The following is a 15115-nucleotide window of genomic DNA, read 5'->3' on the forward strand; positions in this document are numbered from 1 at the left end:
GACGATGATCCCTAGTTGGCCGAACCGGAGTTGATGAGGCGCTGCGCGGGCTGCGGCGTGTTCACGCCGGGCATCTCGGTCAGAAGCGAGCCGTCCGAGATGAGGCGATTCCCGCTTGAGCGGACGACGCCGGGGCTGGTGGGATAGGCCCAGAGTCCGTTCGCGTTCAGGTCCCAGATGTTGTCGAAGACCTGCACACCCGAGATCGTGCCGGTCGCGTCCTTCGCTTCAATCGCGTAGGTCGTGAGCGTTGAGCGACCGATGAAGATGTTCCGGTAGATCATCGCCCCGGTGACAGCGTTCCCGCCGAGGGGCTGGATCCGGATGTGGTTGTTGACGCCGTAGGTGCCGGTCTCCGGCGTGACGTCGATCAGGTTGCGGCGGATGATGATGCCGTCGCCGCGCTGGAGCGTGATCGCGTCCGAGTGGACGGTGGGTCCGCCGTAGCCGCCCACCGTGATGTTGTTCTCCTCGACGATCGCCTCGCCGTTCAGGGTGATGCTGTCCTGCTGCATCCCCTGGATGCGGTTGCGGCGGATGCGGACGCCCGTGCTCAGATCCCGCACGTTGATGGCGTTGGCCTTCGATCCAGTGGCCTTCAGCCCGTCGAAGGAGTTGAACTCGACGACGGCGCCCGCCACCGGGTTGCCGAACCCGATGTCGATGCCGCCCTGCTCGCCGCCAGCGAAGTCGAACAAGGAGTTGCGGATGGCCGAGGTGTTGCCCGAGACCGTGACGTACTTCGCGCCCCGGAAGTCCCAGCCATCCAGCGTGACGCCATCGCCTGTGATGTTCACGCGGCCATTGGCGTAGGTCACCCCGGCCGGCAGTGCGTCGACCCCAGGCACCTTGTAGCTCGGGCTCCCCTGCGGCCCGACCGCGCCGGGCGCGGCCAGGTTCCAGACGCCGAGCGCCCAGATGAGGGCCGCGATGGCGAGCCGGACCATCAGTTCGCGTCCATCGTGAGCAGGGCGCTATCCATGGTCGCGGTGGTGCTGTCCATTGTCTTGGCGGACGGCGCCGCGGCGGCCGGGATGGCGAGGCCGGCAGACGTGGCCGGCGACGAGGGGCCGACCGCGTTGCTCGCCGTCACCCGAACCGTCAGGGTGGTGCCCTGATCGGCCGAGCTGACGATGTGCATCTGGTTGGTCTCGCCCGAGATGGCGACGCCGTTCCGGAGCCACTGGTAGGCATAACTCGTCGGGTTGTTCGACCAAGTGCCAGACCCGGCCGTGAGGACCGAGTTCAGCGAGGTTGAACCGCTGATGGTCGGGATCGACGTGTTGGCCGGTGCTGCAGTCGGAGCGGGAGTCGTACCACCCGTCACGACGAATTTGTTGTCGAGCTTCGCCTGGACGACGCCCATTGCCGTCTCGGCGTGCACGAGCGGAGAGGCGTGCAGGCCGTCCACCGCACTAGAGGCCTTGACGGGGGCGCCTGCAGTCTGGGGCTGAACCGTCGAACTCGTGTTGGGCACAAGCAACTGATTAAACAACGTCACCGTGTAGGGGCCGGAGCCGCTGACAGCAGTCACCATGTTCGGACGCGCTGCCGACGCCGTGCCCGCGCCAACGACAATCGCCTCTCCGACGGTGGGAGCCGTGGTCAGCGAGACCGTGAGCCCGCTGGTGTAGTCGGCAGCGAGTGCGCCCGTATAAGCCCGAACCTTCCACTTACGAGCCGACACGTCCATCAGATAGGACGAGACGTCGATGGTCGCCGCGAGGACGGCTGGCTTGTTGTTTAGGTAGGCATCGTTGACGATCCAACGCGCGCCAGTGCCCGGGACGGTGTCCGTGGTACGCGGCGCCTGGCTTTCGAGGGTCGTCCACTGGCCAGTGTTTACGTTCGTGCTCGTGTCGCTGTAGTTCGCCGTCATCGCCGACGTCTGGACGATACCAGCGTCGGGGTACTGAGCCTTCAGGAAGGCCCAGTAGTTATCCATGATCGCCTGAAGCTGGGACGCAGTATTTCCGCCAGATGCGTCGTTGTTGATGTGCTCCGAGGCGATATTCGTGAAGGGCGGGGCGCCCTTGCCGTCTGAGCCGAGGAAGCCAAGCGAGGCGTTCACAGCGCGCATCGCGTCGAAGGCTTGGCCACGACGGTAATACTTGCCGACGTCGCGGGTCGTCATGCCGGTCGGGCGAGTGCCACCGACTGCGCCGTTGAAGTGAGGGTATCGCTGCGCGCCGTTGGCATTGCTGTCGAGGCCTCGCGCGAGGAAGCCCTGGACGCCACTGTCCGGCGTGAAGTTGCCGATGTCGTTGGCGGCTGCAGCCATGCTGTCGCCGTCTTCGTAGACGACCGGGCGGCCGTCCCAGCCATCGGTCAGGGTGGTGATGGGGCCATACGTCCGGCCGGTGTTGACGCCGGGGGCTCCGATGTTGCTCCCGTTCGGGATTGCAACCGATCCGTCGAACCAGCCACTGTTGAGGCTGGCGGCGCGGGCGACCTGCTCGCCATTGTTGTTCTGACGATCAAGGCCACCGGGCTGGTTCTGACCGGCCGAGACGACGTCGCCAACGATCCAGCACGCCTTAGTACGGCCAGCAACCTGGGTCTGCAGGTTGTAGGCCGGAACGACGACCGTTCCGCCGTCAGGGATCGTGCCGCCGGCATTCGTCCCGTCGAACGGCACCTGATAGTAGGTGCTGCCGATCTGAAGGGCGAGCCGCTGGACGGTGATCGGATTGCCGATGTCGCCGGCGGGCTGCGAGACGTTCGAGCCGTCGAGGTCGCCCTCGGGGTAGACGCGACCGTCAGCGGTCAGCTTGAAGTTCGAGAATACCGGCGAGACCTTCGTGATCGGATAGTCGGGCGTGAAGAAGCACGTCTTGGAGACGCGAGCTTCCTGCCCCGCTGACGGAGTTGCGACCGACAGCGGCCAGCCCGAGCGCGTCGAGCCGAACATCATCCGGTTAGTATTGCCCCCCGCGACAGGTGGAATGACGCTGCCGCGGCCGAGGGTTAGGCCACGCTGCCCGCCGATCTTCAGCGCCACACCCGGCACGGACAGATCGGTGCGTGCAGCCGCCGGCACGACGCCGCCACCGATGGCGACGTTGACGACGAGAAGCCATGCAAGCGCTCTGTGGATGAAGCTTCGCATCGTCAAATCCTGAGGCTGGCGGGCAGAGCAGCGCGGACGGAAAACGAGACCTCAGTAGGTCTCGACGTAGCTGATGGTCTGGGTGCCAGAGCCGGTGACGCAGAAGACGGCCGCGCTGCCGTCGATCGTCATCGACGAGTAGGCCGTCCCGGGCAGCGGCGCCCCGGTCGAGGGCGTGACGCCAGATGCGCCGATGCGGACGAGCGTGGTGCCTTCCTGGATCAGCAGGACATTCCGGCGGCCAGTGCGAGCGGCGACAGCCTGCGCGGCAGTCGTGCCGCATGAGAACTGGCCGGTCGCGATGTTACTCGGCTGCGAGCCCACCGTCGGAATGGGCGTTCCGTTGGCCACGCCCTGGATGCTGGTCACGTCGGGGGACGGTGCGCCGGCCGTGCCGAAGGCTGGCTGCTTTGCCGCCGTCGCGGCCCCCGTGGGCAGCGGCACCGCGCCGGTGATGCTGAAGAACCCCGGGTTGCCCGAGGTCAGCACTGGGTTGCCGGCGTTGTCGTACAGGATGAAATGGGTGCGGGACTTGCCGCCCACCACCGTCGCGCCCTGTGTGTACGTCTGGCCGCCCGCTGTGAACTGGAAGTCGGCGAGAGCCGGGGCGGCGCCGGACAGGAAGAGCGCAGCCGCCAGGGCCGCGTGAAAACGCTTCATCATGGTGGTGGCTCCTAGACGCCGAGGGAGGACTTGAGGGCGAGGTTCGACTCGTCGTCGAAATTCGTGGTCGCATCCGGCGAACCGGGGTTCTGCGCGGCCGCCGTCGAGCCGGTCACCGTTGCAGATGCGGGGCCCGGGCCGGTGTCGTTCGTGGCCGTGACCCGGTATTGGTAGGCCGTCGACGCTGTGAGGCCGGTCACCGTCGCTGACGTGCCCGTGCCGTTGGTAGGGAAAGTGGTCCAGGCCGACTGGCCCACAGCGCGGTACTCGCCAAGGTAGCCGGTCGGAGCACCCCCTCCAGAGGGTGCATCCCAGGTCAGAGCCTGGGTCGTATCGGTCGCTGCGCCAAGCACCAGGTTCGCGACTTGACCTGGCGCCCCAACGATAGTGCCGACGACTGCAGCGGGCCCGACGATGGTGGGATCGTACCCGATGCGGTCACCCGAGCTCAGCGCGGCGTTCAGCGTCAGGCTCCAGCTACCGTCGGCGAGCGCTGTCACCTGCCCGAGCTGCACGCCCGTGTCGACGTTGTAGACCAGCACGTTCGTGGTCGGCTTCACGCCCACGCCCGAGATCGTCTTGCCATCGGCCGAGATGGTGGCCGGGGCGAGAGACGGCAGCGCAGAGACGGAGGCCGCAACCTGATAGGTGAACGTGCCGGCCTGGGGGTAGATGCGCACTAGGCGCGTCGCTTCGAACGGCCCGTAAGTCTTCGTGCCGTTGGCCCCGATCTGGTCCTTGATTTCAACGGCCTTGCCGCTGATGACCGCGATTGATCCGTTCGCGCCAGCACCCGCCTTAACAGTCAGAGCCTTACCGGACTCCAGTGTCAGTGTAATCGCGCCGCTCGGGGTTACGGGATCGGCCATAGGCGTGTCTCCAGGCGAGGGCGGCGGGCGCCCCTGACGAGGTCAGGTGATGAGAGGGAGGCTCGGACCCGTCAGGAGCGTAGGAGAGCGGGCAACGCTAAGCCTGCCAGTTGGCAGCGATGGCGCCCGGCACGCGCTCGGCCCACTGTTTGGCGGTGGCCTCGATATCGAGGCGCTTACGCAGCTTGGCCTGGCGCACGAGTACGAAGATGACGACGAAGGAGCGGCCGGCGCTGGGGCCGGCCTCCTTGATGGCTCGAAACGACTTCCGGCCCTGGTATCGAGCCGCTTGCCGCCGGTAGAACGCGTCCGCGACGAGGACACCGCCGGTTTTGGTCGGCACGAAGCGCAGTTTGATCCCGGTTTCGCGCTCCCAGGCCGCCGGGGTCAGTCCGTTCCCGGTCGAGCCCTTGGCTCGACGACGTGAGGTCTGCCGAACGCCCGCGTCAGGGGTTGGAATCGCGAGGAATTTGCCGTTTTTCGCGGTGATCGTGACGCCGCGATCAAAGGCATCGATCAGTTTAGCCGCCTTCGAGTACAGATAGGCCGACGCCTCGGTGCTTTCGCCCGTTTTCGGGAAAGTCAGGCCTCGCCAAGTGTTCGAGAGCCGTTTTCCGAGCCCGGCAGCCACCACATCGTCGCGCAGATCCTGCTTCAGGCCGTCCGTGACCTCGCGCATGCCGGAGGTGACCGATTTTGCGATCTGCACCTCGGTTCCGGAGAGCAGAGCACGCACATCCGGGACCTGCGCGGAGAATTTCACGGCTCGTCCAGGTCGTCTGAAGCGAGCGCGGCCACCTCGCAGGTGCGCACGAGCTTGCGCGCATCGATCCGTGATAGGCCCGTGACCTGCACCGTCTCCCTGATCGCACCTTCCTCGTCCAGGATGTCGACGATGTCGCCCTTAGCAGGCTCGGCGACCTCCGACAGGCGGATCTCAATCAGGGTCGCGTTAAGGTCGAACTGGTTGCCCTGCAGGCCGACGATGGCCTCAGGGGACCGATACCGGATACGCACGGGCAGGCCCTCACTGAACCCGCCCGCGCGCCAGATCGCGTCTTGCGCCATGTTCGGATCGTTGAACATGGCATCGACCGCCAGCGCGAAGGTGCTCATTTCGGCGCGCGAAGCGCCTCGATGATGTCGGCCTTCGTCTTGGCCTGCGAGATGTCGACGTTCCGGTCCTTGGCCAGAGCTTCGAGCTCGGCCTTGGTCTTGATGTCGAAATCGTCAGAGCCAGAATCTTCGGGTTCTGGGCCTTTTTCGCCGGAAATGGCGCCGCCGTCGCTCGCGTCGTTGACCACCTCGTGGGTGCCGGCCTGGAGCGCGGTCTGCGCCTCGTCCCAGCCCAGGGTGACGATCTCGCCGTCCTTGCTGCCCTTTTCGCGCAACCGCATGGTCGCCTCCGTCAGTTCGAGGTGGTGCCGCGCACGAGGAGCGCAGGGCGCTTCACGAGCGGGAGCGGGTTGGACTCGGTGTGGATGTCCATGCCTTTGCCGAACTTCTTCGGCTCGAGCGGGGCCACGAACACCTCGGAGTCGGCGCCGTTCGGGGCCTGGTTGACGCTTCCCCAGAAATCCGGGGGCGCCCAGAAGTTGGTGAAGGTGTCGGTAGTGCCCAGCGGGATGAAGCGCACGTCGCCGGCCGGGATGAAGCGCTGCGGCACGCTGGTGGTGCCGTCCTCCTGCATGAAGGAAGCGCTGCCGCGGTACTCCTCGAAGGTGATTCCGCCGAAGGTGAAGCCCTTGCGGACGTCCTCGCGCAGGATCTGCGGCCCCGACTGATAGTACTTGAAGGCCTCCTTCACGCTGGCGTGGGTGGTGAACTTCCGGAACCACTCGGGCGAGCACAGGGCGTGCACGCCGGTCATGGTCTCGCCCAGGAGGTTGTCCTCCATGTACCCGGTGACGTCCTGACACTTGCCGAGGACGTCGGTCGACGACGTACCAAGGAGGAAGTCGACGACCTGCTCGGTGACGCCGAACGCGGTGAAGAGGTTCAGCAGCACGCTGCCGTCCGAGTCTCGGATGATGCCCTTCACGGCGCCCATCCGCAGGTTCTCCAGCGTGATGGCGTGCTTACGCCGCATCGTGATCAGCTTCCGATTCAGGAAGCCAAGCACGGTCTCCAGGCCCGCGTCGCCGCCGGCCGTGAGCGCCAGCATGTTCTGCACGTCCGTGGCGAGGACGCTGTCCTCGTGCGGGATGTGCGGGACCACGAAGGAGGCAGGCTTCTGCTTGCCGCGGGTGCCGAGGCTGGCCGGGCCGCCACGCGGGCGGGTCGGCAGCAGGTTGAGCACGCCGTTCTCGATCATCACGATGACGGAGGTCGTCGCGATCGGCTCGGCGGTGAACAGGCCGAGCTCGTTGATGCGGCCGTAGGCGTTCGGCACCAGCGAGATGTTGCCGGTCAGCGAGGCGGCCGAGAATGCGTCCTGGTTGAAGATGTCGAGGATGGTGGGCATCGGCTTACGCTCCTTCGCGCACGATGATGCCCGCCGCTTTCAGCTGGCCGTTGGCCGCTGCGCGCTTCGTCGCATCGTTGATGGTGGGGCCGTAGATCAGGCCGTTGTGGCTCACGACGGCGTGTCGGGAGACGACGACGGCCTTCTGGTCGGCGCTCGTGGCGTCGACAGGGGTGAACAGCACCGCCACGGCGGTCTGCGAGCCGTCGGCACCGGTGGCCGCGGCCACGACGTACTTGCCGGACACGAGCGCGAGCACCGTGCCAGTCTTCAGCTTGCCGGCGCCGGCCGCGATGATGGCGGTGTCGCGGCTGCGGTAGCTCGCATCCTCGACCTTGAGCCAGTCGGAGCCGACCTGTGCGGTTTCGAGAAATGCCATGATCAGGCTCCCTTGGTCAGGCCAGCCCGCTTCAGCTCACGCTGCATGCTGGTGGCGGATGCGGTGGGCCCGGCGTTGCCCTGGGCGGCCGGTGGGTGGGACGAAATCGAGGTCTGCTCCTCGCTCGCCACGAGCTTGTCGAAGAGCGCGGCGCGGGCCTGCTCGACCGTCTTGCCCTCGGCGAGCATGGTGGCGTCGAGGTCGGCCGGCAGGGTCGGGTCCTTGCGCCGAGCGAGCGCGACGAGGTTCTTGACCTCACCAGCCGCGCCGATGCGCTCCTTGGCCTGGGCCACGGTTGCGCCCTCGGCGAGGAGGCTGGCAGCCATGGCCGGCACGCCGCCCGCGACGCAGAGGGTGACGATCTCGGAGGCGTCGGCGCGCGACACCGTGGAGGCGGTCGCCGTGGGCTTGGCGCCGTCAACGACCGCGGCCAGAGCAGCGGTCGGGTTCTCGGGAATGACGGGTTCGTTGCCCGCCGGTGCGTTCGCCATGGGTTTTTCCTTCAGGCGTGGGGGGACGGCCGGCGAGGCCGCGGTGGGGCGAGCGCGGTTCGTCCACGCACGCCGGTCAGCCAGGGCGACGAGGCGCTCCGGCGGATGCTGGTAGAGGCGGAAGTCGAAGGCGGTGGGCTCGGGACACATCCCGTCGTGCCCGTCGTCCGCATCGATCTTGATGGTGGTGCCGGATGCCGCCGAGGCGCCGCGGGTCAGGACCCGATCGGCGTAGCCAGCCTCGACGGCTTCCTCGGGCGACATCCAGAGTTCGTCGCGCATGTCGGCGCGGGCCCCGTCCGGCGTGCGTCCGGACCGATCGGCGTAGATCCCGGCCATCGCGGCCGAGAGTGCGGAAAGCGCCTTGATCTGAAGCTGGTGCTCGGCGACCGTACCGAAGGTGAACCCCGACGGATCGTGGATCATCATGATGGAGCCCATAGCCATGACAATCTCGTCGCCGGCCATGGCAATCACCGATGCCGCCGACGCGGCGATCCCCTCGACGATGATGGTCTTCCGCCCGGTGTGAGCACTCAGCGCTGCATGGATGGCGGCCCCTTCGGTGGCGATGCCGCCACCGCTGTTCAGGCGGATCGTGACGTCCTGGCCGCGCCCGACTTGAGCAAGAGCCAGGATCACTTCGGTGTGGTCGAAGCTGTCATCCCAATAGAGGTCGCCGACCGTGCCCGAGAGCACGATCTCGTTCCCCGTGACCAGTACGGCCATGGTGCCTCCGTCGAATGGTGAAACGGCCGCTCAGCCGGCGGTCGGGGTCGGCTCGGCCGCCGGATCGTCGGTCGGCAGTGGCTGCGTATCGGTGGCCTTTTGCCGGCCGTCGCTCGTGTAGGAGAGGCCGAGCGCATCGGCCCGCTCGTTGTCGCTCGCCTGCTCGGCGTCGACCGTCTCGGAGTCGTAGCCGCCCTCGGCGACCTTCCGCGTTCGGGTGGAGAGACCCGCCTGGATCTCGATGGTCTTACCCTGCACGTCCTGGACCGGGTGGATGTACGGCCAGGCCTGCGGGATCCAGTTCACCGCGTAGGCGTCCTGCCGGGTCATCCCTGCCGGCAGCCGCAACGCGCCCGAGAGCAGGGCGAGGTCCATCCACCGGATCCAGATCGGCCGGCAGAACTGGAACACGACGAGGTGGTGCTGCCACTGCTCGACGGCGCGGCGGAAATCGTTGAGCGCCGCGCGCAGCGTGCGGTCGTTCAGCTGGCTGTAGTCGCCGCTCAGGATCTCGTAGAGGAGCCCGCAGGCCGCTGCGATGCCGCGCTTGGACTCGCGTACAAAGGCCTCGAAGTTCGGCCCCACGTCCGCAGGATTGAACGGGACGATGTCTTCATTGTCCGCGAGCACCTGCACGGTGCCGGGCTCTAGCTCCAGTGACGCAACACCGTCATCGTCAGCTGGGTCGGTGCCAAGCACGCCGCTGCCTGGCGGTCCCGAGCCGTCATCTTCAACGACCCGCTTCACGAATGCGACCAGACGAGCTGCGTTCTTCTTCCGGATCAGCTCGGCGTCGAGGTAGCCGTCGAGATCGTAGAGCGTGCGCAGAGCGCGGGCCAGCCAGGGTTCACCGCGGTCCTGGCCTGGGCGCATCGCGCGGTAGAGGTGGCAGACATCCGTGGCCGGCACCAGCGCGAGATCGATGTTGGAGACCAGCAGGCCGTCGCCTGGGTGCTCCCGATAGAGGTGGTACCCAGTGCGCTTTCCAATGGCGTCGTACTGGATGCCCTGACGGATCCGGTTGGCTGCATCCGTCTTCAGGTGCGGGCAGTGATCGCCCTCAAGGAGCTGCAGCTGCAGCGGCACCGTCAGCCCGTCCTCGGGTCGCCGGGTCCGCAGGCGAGTGAAGGTCTCGCCGCCCTCGACCATGCCGCGCACAGCCAGGGCGGTGAGGCCGTAGAAGTCGTGGGCGCCGATGCTATCGGACTCGTCCGTCCAGGCCAGGAACAGCTTCTGGATCTGTGCCCGGAAGGCGGCGTCCTCGGCCTTGCGCTTTTTTGCCTGCGGCTTGGTCAGACCCTCGTAGGACCGCGCCGCCATGGAGCGCGGCACGATGCCGATCCCAACGATGTTCGTGACGAGCCGGTCAACGGCTGCGCCCGCATAGGGGTTCTTCCGAGCTTGGTCACGCGACTTCCGGCGCAACTCGTCGAGCGAATACGTGATGGCTGTATTCGGCCCATAGCTGCCCACGCGCCACGCACGGGAACGGCGGCCGGTACCATTGGCCACATCGTAGGGCTGGCTCTCCGGCGCAACGCCCACGACCTCACCAGAGAGATCCATAGCCAGAGGCTTGATCTGACCGCCGCCCTTAAGGCTGATGCGCACATCACCGTACCGCATCACCACCCGCTGCGGCCCGTCGTGACGATCTGACGGGTGCGGCGCCTGACCAACCCACCCGACGCAGCATCTGCCGCGGCCTTTCTCCCCTGCAAGTCAGACAGGGCCTGACGCATCTCGTCGTAGCTGCGGTACGTGATCGTGGCCGCGTCAGGCGCCTCGACGCGCAGGGCGCCGGAAGCCATGGCGTTCTCAAGGGCCGCGATCTGCTTGTCGATGTTCGCAGCCATCACCACCTCGCGGGCCCGCGGCGGGCCTTGCTGCGCCGGACGCCGGCACGCTGGAGATTGCGGGCCGCCAGCGAACCAGCGGCGACCGTCGTTTCGGACACCGCCTCCTCAATGGAGATGGCTGGCCGGGTGCGCTCGATGCCCAGCGAGCCCTCAAGGTCGCGCCAGTGCACCTCGCGCCAGCGGTCCCAACCGCGCATTGCGGCGAGCCCGCGGGCGTAGTTCGCGCAGTCCAGCACCTCATTGCGTCGCCCGCCGATCGGCACCCACTCGCGCCTGGTTCGGCCCCGCTTCACGGCGGTGACCAGTTCCTCGGCGGTCAGCTGCTTGACCTGATCCTCGGTGACGTCGTCCGGGAGGTGGACGAAGCCGGCCGGGAAGGGCTTGCCCTCGGGCGGGCGGTGGAGTGCCAGGCACCCCATGAGCTCCTGCTTGGCGAACGAGGCGCCGATCCGGATCGTCTTCAGGCCGCGGCGCAGCTTCTTGCCTGCCGGGGTCGCGTCCTTCGCGCCCACGCCAAGGAACGCCGCCGCGTAGCTGTCCTGGCCGTCGACCGCGTGGACCGGCCGGCCCGCTTGGGTCCGGACGAAGGCGTAGACCTCGGCGGTGAAGCCGCTCGAATCCACGCCCCAGTCTCGCACCCGCATGTCGGCGCCGCTCTCGTGCTCCCACGTCTCATCGAACATGGCCTCAAGGTCTTTCCAGACCTGGGCCCGGACCGTGTCGCCGGGCAGCACCCGGTGCTCGATCAGCCAGCGCTCTCGGTTGCGCCCAAAGGCCCAGACGCTCGCCTCAAGGCGGTCTTTCTGGACGTCGACACCACCGAAGAGGATGAGCCCGCCCGCCGGCACGGTGCCGCTGCGGTATCGGTCCTTCCGGGCGTATACGTCCTGCCACTCCGGCGCGTCCGCGCCCTCTTTCCATGTCCGGGCCAGCTGGGTGTTGAAGAACGTCCTCAACGCCTCCGGGCCTCGTCTCAGCGCGCGGGCGAACTTCGCCACCGTCTCGCGGATCGTCTGCTTCGGCGCGTAGAGCTTCGACGCCTGAAAGCCCGCGTGGTCGTTCGGCACCGCCTCGGCACCGCAGTGGATGCAAAGCGCCCGGGCGACGCCATGCGCCTCCGGCGCCCACCGTTCCGGCTTCTGGTTCTCGCCGCAGCAGGTGAACGGCCGGGTCTGCCGCCACTCCACCTTGCGCAGCGCGACGAGCCGCTGAGGCTCAGTCATCGGGTGTTCGCAGGCCACACACTCGTAGCGCGCCGTCTCGGACCGGATCTTGCCGGCATCATCCTTGTCGAAGCGCACCTGCTCCCATTCGAGGGGATGCCAGCCGTGGCACCCGGGGCACTCGACGTAGGCCTTGCGCTGGTCGCTCTCCTCGTAGGACGCCTCGATGGCGCTGCGGCCGGCAATCGTCGGCGAGCAGGCCCGTACCGAAAGGCTGTTCGCCTTGAACTCAGCCTGCCGCTCCTCGGCGAGGTCGATCGGCGAGCCCTCACCACCGGCCGAGAGCGGATACTTGTCGATCTCGTCGCATGTGAGCAGCCGGATCGGCCGCATCGCGAGGTTGGTCGGGCTGTTTGAGCCCACCAGGGTGATGTGCCCACCCGGAAACTGCTTGTGCGTCAGGGTGGCGCCGGCATCCCGGGACTTCAGGTCCCCGAAGATCTCCTTCAGGACCGCCGTGTCGCGGATCATCGGGGCCAGCCGATCCTTCGAGAACGTCTCGGCCGCGTCGTCCTTCGGCTGCACCACCAGGATGGGGCACGGGTCGATGTGAATGAACCGGCCGAGGATGTTCTCGATGACCGTGGTCTTCAGGAGCTGCGTGCAGGCCATCAGGGTGATGGTGCTGACGCCCGGCTCGGTCGCCGCCAGCATCGGGCCGCGGGCCACCTCGACCCGGGAGACGATGAACCGGCCGCCGTTAGAGGATTCCTTGCTCAGGCGCCGGTAGCGCTCGGCCCACTCCACCACGTTGAGGTTCGGCGTTGGGGTGACGCCCTTCCGCCAGGACCGGGCCAGGCTCTCCGTATCAGCTGAAGTCGGCCGGGGGATCGCCGAGCTCGGAGAGGTGCTGTTTGACATGCGCGTTCAGGATCGTCGTCAGCGCGCGGGGGTCGACCTTGAGCTCATCGGCCATCACGACGGCGACCCGGGCGGGCCAAGACAGCCAGGCATCTCGTAAGTCGCGGGCGGTGTCGAAGAACAGCTTCTCGGCCGCCTCGCGGTCGACCAGCTTGCCCTCGTTCTTCTCGACCTCTTGCTTGCGCTGCAGGCCGAGGAAGTTCTCCTTCCGCCGGATGGCCAGCGGGAGGGGCAAGTTCGTCGGGTCGAGGCCGGCCTCGTCGTCGTCACCCTCGGCCGGCACCGCGCCGGGTCTCGGCATCACCTCGCCGATCGTCTGCCAGGTGTCCGGCTTCGGCTTGGCTGGCGCCTTCGGCTCGGGCGCCGATCTGTTACCTGTTACCACCCGCACCGGGCGGTGGGTAACGCCACCCCGGTAGCTCGCCGGCCGCTGGTCGAGCGCCCATTCGGTCGCCTCGACGTCGATCAGCCCGGCCTCGTTCAGGACGAGAATACTCTTTTGCTTCCAGCCCGTTACCGTCTTCCGAGACACGCCGCGTCGGCGGGCGAAGTCGGCTTGGCTTAGGAATTTCGCCCCGGTCGTTTCGGCCATAGGCGCTGTTACCTGTTACCCTGTTACTGGGTTTTGGGACCCTGGCGCTGCGAACTCTGGGGACCCCGACCACCCATATCGGTTTTGGGGTCCAAGGGTCCCTGACAGGTATTGGCCTGCCCCATCTGGAGATGCGGCACCTAGTGCGGGTGAACGCCGTTCAGATTGGAGCTGTTACGAGGGACGTGCAGCCTATCTGAACGGATAGGACCGCAGGGAGATACCCAATGTTCAAGACACTTACGCTCGGTGCTGGCCTGATGGCTGCCAGTTTGTTCCTGGCAGCGACACCGTCCTCGGCAGCACCGCTCGGCGTCGTGACGGCGACTGAGTCTGCGGCCGCTGTGGAGACCATTCAGTACGGCTACGGAGGCTATGGCGGGGGCGGTTACGGTCGCCGCGGTTATGGTGATGGATACGGTCGCCGTAGCTACGGCGGTGGTCGCCACTTCGGGCATCGCTTCGGTGGTCGAGAGTTCGGCTTCGGTCGAGGCCGCGGGCACGGCTACGGTCGAGGTTACGGCCGGCGCGACTACTACTAGGTCTTACCGGCGCCCCTTATGAGCAGGGGGCGCCGCTCTCCGATCTGGTGGCATGCTCAGCCCAGACCTCTTGGTCTTCGCTGTCTGCGATTCGTACCAATGTGGCCTTATGCAGAATGAGGCCTTCCCGAGCATGAGCCTTTGCAGCTACCAAATCTCCCGGCTCCACTCTTGAACCAATCTCGTTCTCGCCGTCGTAAAATTCGATGCGGTATGTCATGAGGCGTTGACGCGCTTAGCTCGTGACGGGTTGGCCCTCCCAAATAATCAATCTGGGTCGGTGACACGCCGACGATGAATTTAAGCAAGCAGCGAAACGCCTGTAATTCATCCAGGCAAATTATTTCCGAAAATCGCCACTTACCTAGGATGGAAAATACGTGTTATCTTTGCTTCCATCTCAGCATCTGCCGCCAAGCTGGTCGAAGGCTTATTATGCGACTGGAACGAAATGAAAGCGGCGACTGGATACTGGATCCGAGTCAGCTTCATTCCCGGCTTATGATCAATCCGAGCTTGATGCGCCAGAAGATGCGGCTTGGGCAAGTTACCAGCCGCATCGAGAAAGGGATCGAGGAGCACGTCGGCACCTGGCGAGTAACGCTTTGTGTTGCAACATCAGTATGGGAAGGCATCTTCGATGATGCCGGAATGCTGATGAGCGAACGAATGATCTAGGGCTGCGCAATCGGCGTGGCTTAAAGTCATCAAACCAAACCCACAGGTTGATTGTGAATAGTGCCCTGATAGGGTCAGACCTTACCAACCAGCCTACACGGTGGAGAAGCGGGACAACCCGTCTCCGTAGAGGCCTAACATCGATCCCATCGCGGGAGAGTACAGCGCCTACACGGTTTTTAACGATCTACAATAGTTCGCCGCGCAGCGCAACGTTCCACTCCTCTAATCAAGCGCTTTGTGCTGCAAGAAATCTGCCGTTGCGCAGAGTACCCCATCAGGGCACGTTCTCCTTCCACATCGCCGCAAAGGAAGGGACATTTATGACCCGTGATAGCACCCCCGAGCAGGATCAGTTCTTCGCGTTGGAGGCAGCCCAGCAAGTCGAGTTCGACGGCGAAGGCCCATTCATGTTCCCGCTCTGCGAAGCGAAGGCTGGCATCCTGATGGGCGAGGATGTCGGGATCCTCATCCTGAAGACCGTAGATGGAGACCGTTTCGGGATTCCCATGGGTCACGAGGCCCTGTCGACCCTCTACCAAGTCATTGGCGAGTCACTCCGCGGATTGAAGCCGGAAGCCGAGGTGATGCAGTGAACGATCTACCCAGGAGGTCACCGCATCTAAGAGCGCGCTGATTAGTGCAGCGTTTCACCC

At 66.0% G+C, this 15115-nt stretch carries 17 protein-coding genes; 3 read left to right on the forward strand and 14 right to left on the reverse strand.

Features of this window, described 5'->3' with window-relative positions:
- Positions 1–11 precede the first annotated feature (11 nt).
- The 14 genes from ASF20_RS04875 to ASF20_RS04940 all read right to left on the reverse strand — a co-directional run bounded on the left by ASF20_RS04875 (position 12) and on the right by ASF20_RS04940 (position 13239).
- On the reverse strand, positions 12–947 hold the full coding sequence (locus ASF20_RS04875; protein ID WP_056271507.1) for a hypothetical protein: 936 nt from the start codon (positions 945–947) through the stop codon (positions 12–14).
- On the reverse strand, positions 947–3109 hold the full coding sequence (locus ASF20_RS04880; RefSeq protein WP_056271509.1) for a hypothetical protein: 2163 nt from the start codon (positions 3107–3109) through the stop codon (positions 947–949). Before ASF20_RS04880 ends, ASF20_RS04875 begins: the two co-directional genes overlap by 1 nt.
- A 51-nt stretch (positions 3110–3160) precedes the next feature.
- Positions 3161–3772, reverse strand: a complete 612-nt coding sequence (locus ASF20_RS04885) for a hypothetical protein (RefSeq protein ID WP_056271512.1) — start codon at positions 3770–3772, stop codon at positions 3161–3163.
- Positions 3773–3783: 11 nt separating this feature from the next.
- Complete coding sequence (locus ASF20_RS04890) at positions 3784–4641, reverse strand: fibronectin type III domain-containing protein (RefSeq protein WP_056271515.1); 858 nt, start codon at positions 4639–4641, stop codon at positions 3784–3786.
- 97 nt (positions 4642–4738) lie between these two features.
- The gene (locus ASF20_RS04895) at positions 4739–5404 is read right to left on the reverse strand and encodes a DUF6441 family protein (protein WP_056271518.1); all 666 of its coding nucleotides are present in this window, start codon (positions 5402–5404) and stop codon (positions 4739–4741) included.
- Positions 5401–5757: a hypothetical protein gene (locus ASF20_RS04900; protein WP_056271521.1), complete on the reverse strand. Its 357-nt coding sequence runs from the start codon at positions 5755–5757 to the stop codon at positions 5401–5403. Before ASF20_RS04900 ends, ASF20_RS04895 begins: the two co-directional genes overlap by 4 nt.
- Positions 5754–6038 (reverse strand): hypothetical protein, encoded by a 285-nt coding sequence (locus ASF20_RS04905; RefSeq protein ID WP_056271525.1) that lies wholly within the window; start codon positions 6036–6038, stop codon positions 5754–5756. The genes ASF20_RS04900 and ASF20_RS04905 overlap by 4 nt, the downstream gene beginning before the upstream one ends.
- An 11-nt stretch (positions 6039–6049) precedes the next feature.
- Positions 6050–7105 carry a major capsid protein gene (locus ASF20_RS04910; RefSeq protein ID WP_082501170.1) on the reverse strand — a complete coding sequence of 352 codons (1056 nt, stop codon included), beginning with the start codon at positions 7103–7105 and terminating at the stop codon, positions 6050–6052.
- A 4-nt stretch (positions 7106–7109) separates the two neighbouring features.
- A complete protein-coding gene (locus ASF20_RS04915; RefSeq protein ID WP_056271529.1) occupies positions 7110–7484 on the reverse strand; it encodes a head decoration protein in 375 nt (124 codons plus the stop codon).
- A 2-nt stretch (positions 7485–7486) separates the two neighbouring features.
- Positions 7487–8704 (reverse strand): head maturation protease, ClpP-related, encoded by a 1218-nt coding sequence (locus tag ASF20_RS04920; protein ID WP_056271531.1) that lies wholly within the window; start codon positions 8702–8704, stop codon positions 7487–7489.
- A 30-nt stretch (positions 8705–8734) separates the two neighbouring features.
- Positions 8735–10330: a phage portal protein gene (locus ASF20_RS04925; protein ID WP_056271536.1), complete on the reverse strand. Its 1596-nt coding sequence runs from the start codon at positions 10328–10330 to the stop codon at positions 8735–8737.
- Positions 10330–10560 (reverse strand): hypothetical protein, encoded by a 231-nt coding sequence (locus tag ASF20_RS04930; RefSeq protein WP_056271540.1) that lies wholly within the window; start codon positions 10558–10560, stop codon positions 10330–10332. Before ASF20_RS04930 ends, ASF20_RS04925 begins: the two co-directional genes overlap by 1 nt.
- On the reverse strand, positions 10560–12647 hold the full coding sequence (locus ASF20_RS04935) for a terminase gpA endonuclease subunit (RefSeq protein ID WP_056271543.1): 2088 nt from the start codon (positions 12645–12647) through the stop codon (positions 10560–10562). Before ASF20_RS04935 ends, ASF20_RS04930 begins: the two co-directional genes overlap by 1 nt.
- Complete coding sequence (locus ASF20_RS04940) at positions 12595–13239, reverse strand: hypothetical protein (RefSeq protein WP_056271546.1); 645 nt, start codon at positions 13237–13239, stop codon at positions 12595–12597. The genes ASF20_RS04935 and ASF20_RS04940 overlap by 53 nt, the downstream gene beginning before the upstream one ends.
- Before the next feature lie 227 nt (positions 13240–13466).
- Between ASF20_RS04940 and ASF20_RS23090 the strand changes: the two genes are divergently transcribed.
- The 3 genes from ASF20_RS23090 (at position 13467) to ASF20_RS04955 (ending at position 15055) form a co-directional block, all read left to right on the forward strand.
- Entirely contained in the window at positions 13467–13781 is a 315-nt protein-coding gene (locus ASF20_RS23090; RefSeq protein WP_082501172.1) for a hypothetical protein, read from the forward strand.
- A gap of 435 nt (positions 13782–14216) precedes the next feature.
- Positions 14217–14459 carry a DUF6522 family protein gene (locus tag ASF20_RS04950; RefSeq protein WP_056271551.1) on the forward strand — a complete coding sequence of 81 codons (243 nt, stop codon included), beginning with the start codon at positions 14217–14219 and terminating at the stop codon, positions 14457–14459.
- A 323-nt stretch (positions 14460–14782) separates the two neighbouring features.
- Positions 14783–15055, forward strand: coding sequence for a hypothetical protein (locus tag ASF20_RS04955; RefSeq protein ID WP_056271554.1), 273 nt, complete (start codon positions 14783–14785; stop codon positions 15053–15055).
- The last annotated feature ends 60 nt before the right edge of the window (positions 15056–15115 follow it).

This window comes from Methylobacterium sp. Leaf88, assembly GCF_001422795.1.
Taxonomy (GTDB): domain Bacteria; phylum Pseudomonadota; class Alphaproteobacteria; order Rhizobiales; family Beijerinckiaceae; genus Methylobacterium.

What these genes read in the sequence shown, in the direction of transcription:
- ASF20_RS04875 (WP_056271507.1), bottom strand. Translation starts at nt 947, where the DNA reads ATGGTCCGGCTCGCCATCGCGGCCCTCATCTGGGCGCTCGGCGTCTGG.
- ASF20_RS04880 (WP_056271509.1), bottom strand. Translation starts at nt 3,109, where the DNA reads ATGCGAAGCTTCATCCACAGAGCGCTTGCATGGCTTCTCGTCGTCAAC.
- ASF20_RS04885 (WP_056271512.1), bottom strand. Translation starts at nt 3,772, where the DNA reads ATGATGAAGCGTTTTCACGCGGCCCTGGCGGCTGCGCTCTTCCTGTCC.
- ASF20_RS04890 (WP_056271515.1), bottom strand. Translation starts at nt 4,641, where the DNA reads ATGGCCGATCCCGTAACCCCGAGCGGCGCGATTACACTGACACTGGAG.
- ASF20_RS04900 (WP_056271521.1), bottom strand. Translation starts at nt 5,757, where the DNA reads ATGAGCACCTTCGCGCTGGCGGTCGATGCCATGTTCAACGATCCGAAC.
- ASF20_RS04905 (WP_056271525.1), bottom strand. Translation starts at nt 6,038, where the DNA reads ATGCGGTTGCGCGAAAAGGGCAGCAAGGACGGCGAGATCGTCACCCTG.
- ASF20_RS04910 (WP_082501170.1), bottom strand. Translation starts at nt 7,105, where the DNA reads ATGCCCACCATCCTCGACATCTTCAACCAGGACGCATTCTCGGCCGCC.
- ASF20_RS04915 (WP_056271529.1), bottom strand. Translation starts at nt 7,484, where the DNA reads ATGGCATTTCTCGAAACCGCACAGGTCGGCTCCGACTGGCTCAAGGTC.
- ASF20_RS04920 (WP_056271531.1), bottom strand. Translation starts at nt 8,704, where the DNA reads ATGGCCGTACTGGTCACGGGGAACGAGATCGTGCTCTCGGGCACGGTC.
- ASF20_RS04925 (WP_056271536.1), bottom strand. Translation starts at nt 10,330, where the DNA reads ATGCGGTACGGTGATGTGCGCATCAGCCTTAAGGGCGGCGGTCAGATC.
- ASF20_RS04930 (WP_056271540.1), bottom strand. Translation starts at nt 10,560, where the DNA reads ATGGCTGCGAACATCGACAAGCAGATCGCGGCCCTTGAGAACGCCATG.
- ASF20_RS04935 (WP_056271543.1), bottom strand. Translation starts at nt 12,647, where the DNA reads ATGTCAAACAGCACCTCTCCGAGCTCGGCGATCCCCCGGCCGACTTCA.
- ASF20_RS04940 (WP_056271546.1), bottom strand. Translation starts at nt 13,239, where the DNA reads ATGGCCGAAACGACCGGGGCGAAATTCCTAAGCCAAGCCGACTTCGCC.
- ASF20_RS23090 (WP_082501172.1), top strand. Translation starts at nt 13,467, where the DNA reads ATGTTCAAGACACTTACGCTCGGTGCTGGCCTGATGGCTGCCAGTTTG.
- ASF20_RS04950 (WP_056271551.1), top strand. Translation starts at nt 14,217, where the DNA reads ATGCGACTGGAACGAAATGAAAGCGGCGACTGGATACTGGATCCGAGT.
- ASF20_RS04955 (WP_056271554.1), top strand. Translation starts at nt 14,783, where the DNA reads ATGACCCGTGATAGCACCCCCGAGCAGGATCAGTTCTTCGCGTTGGAG.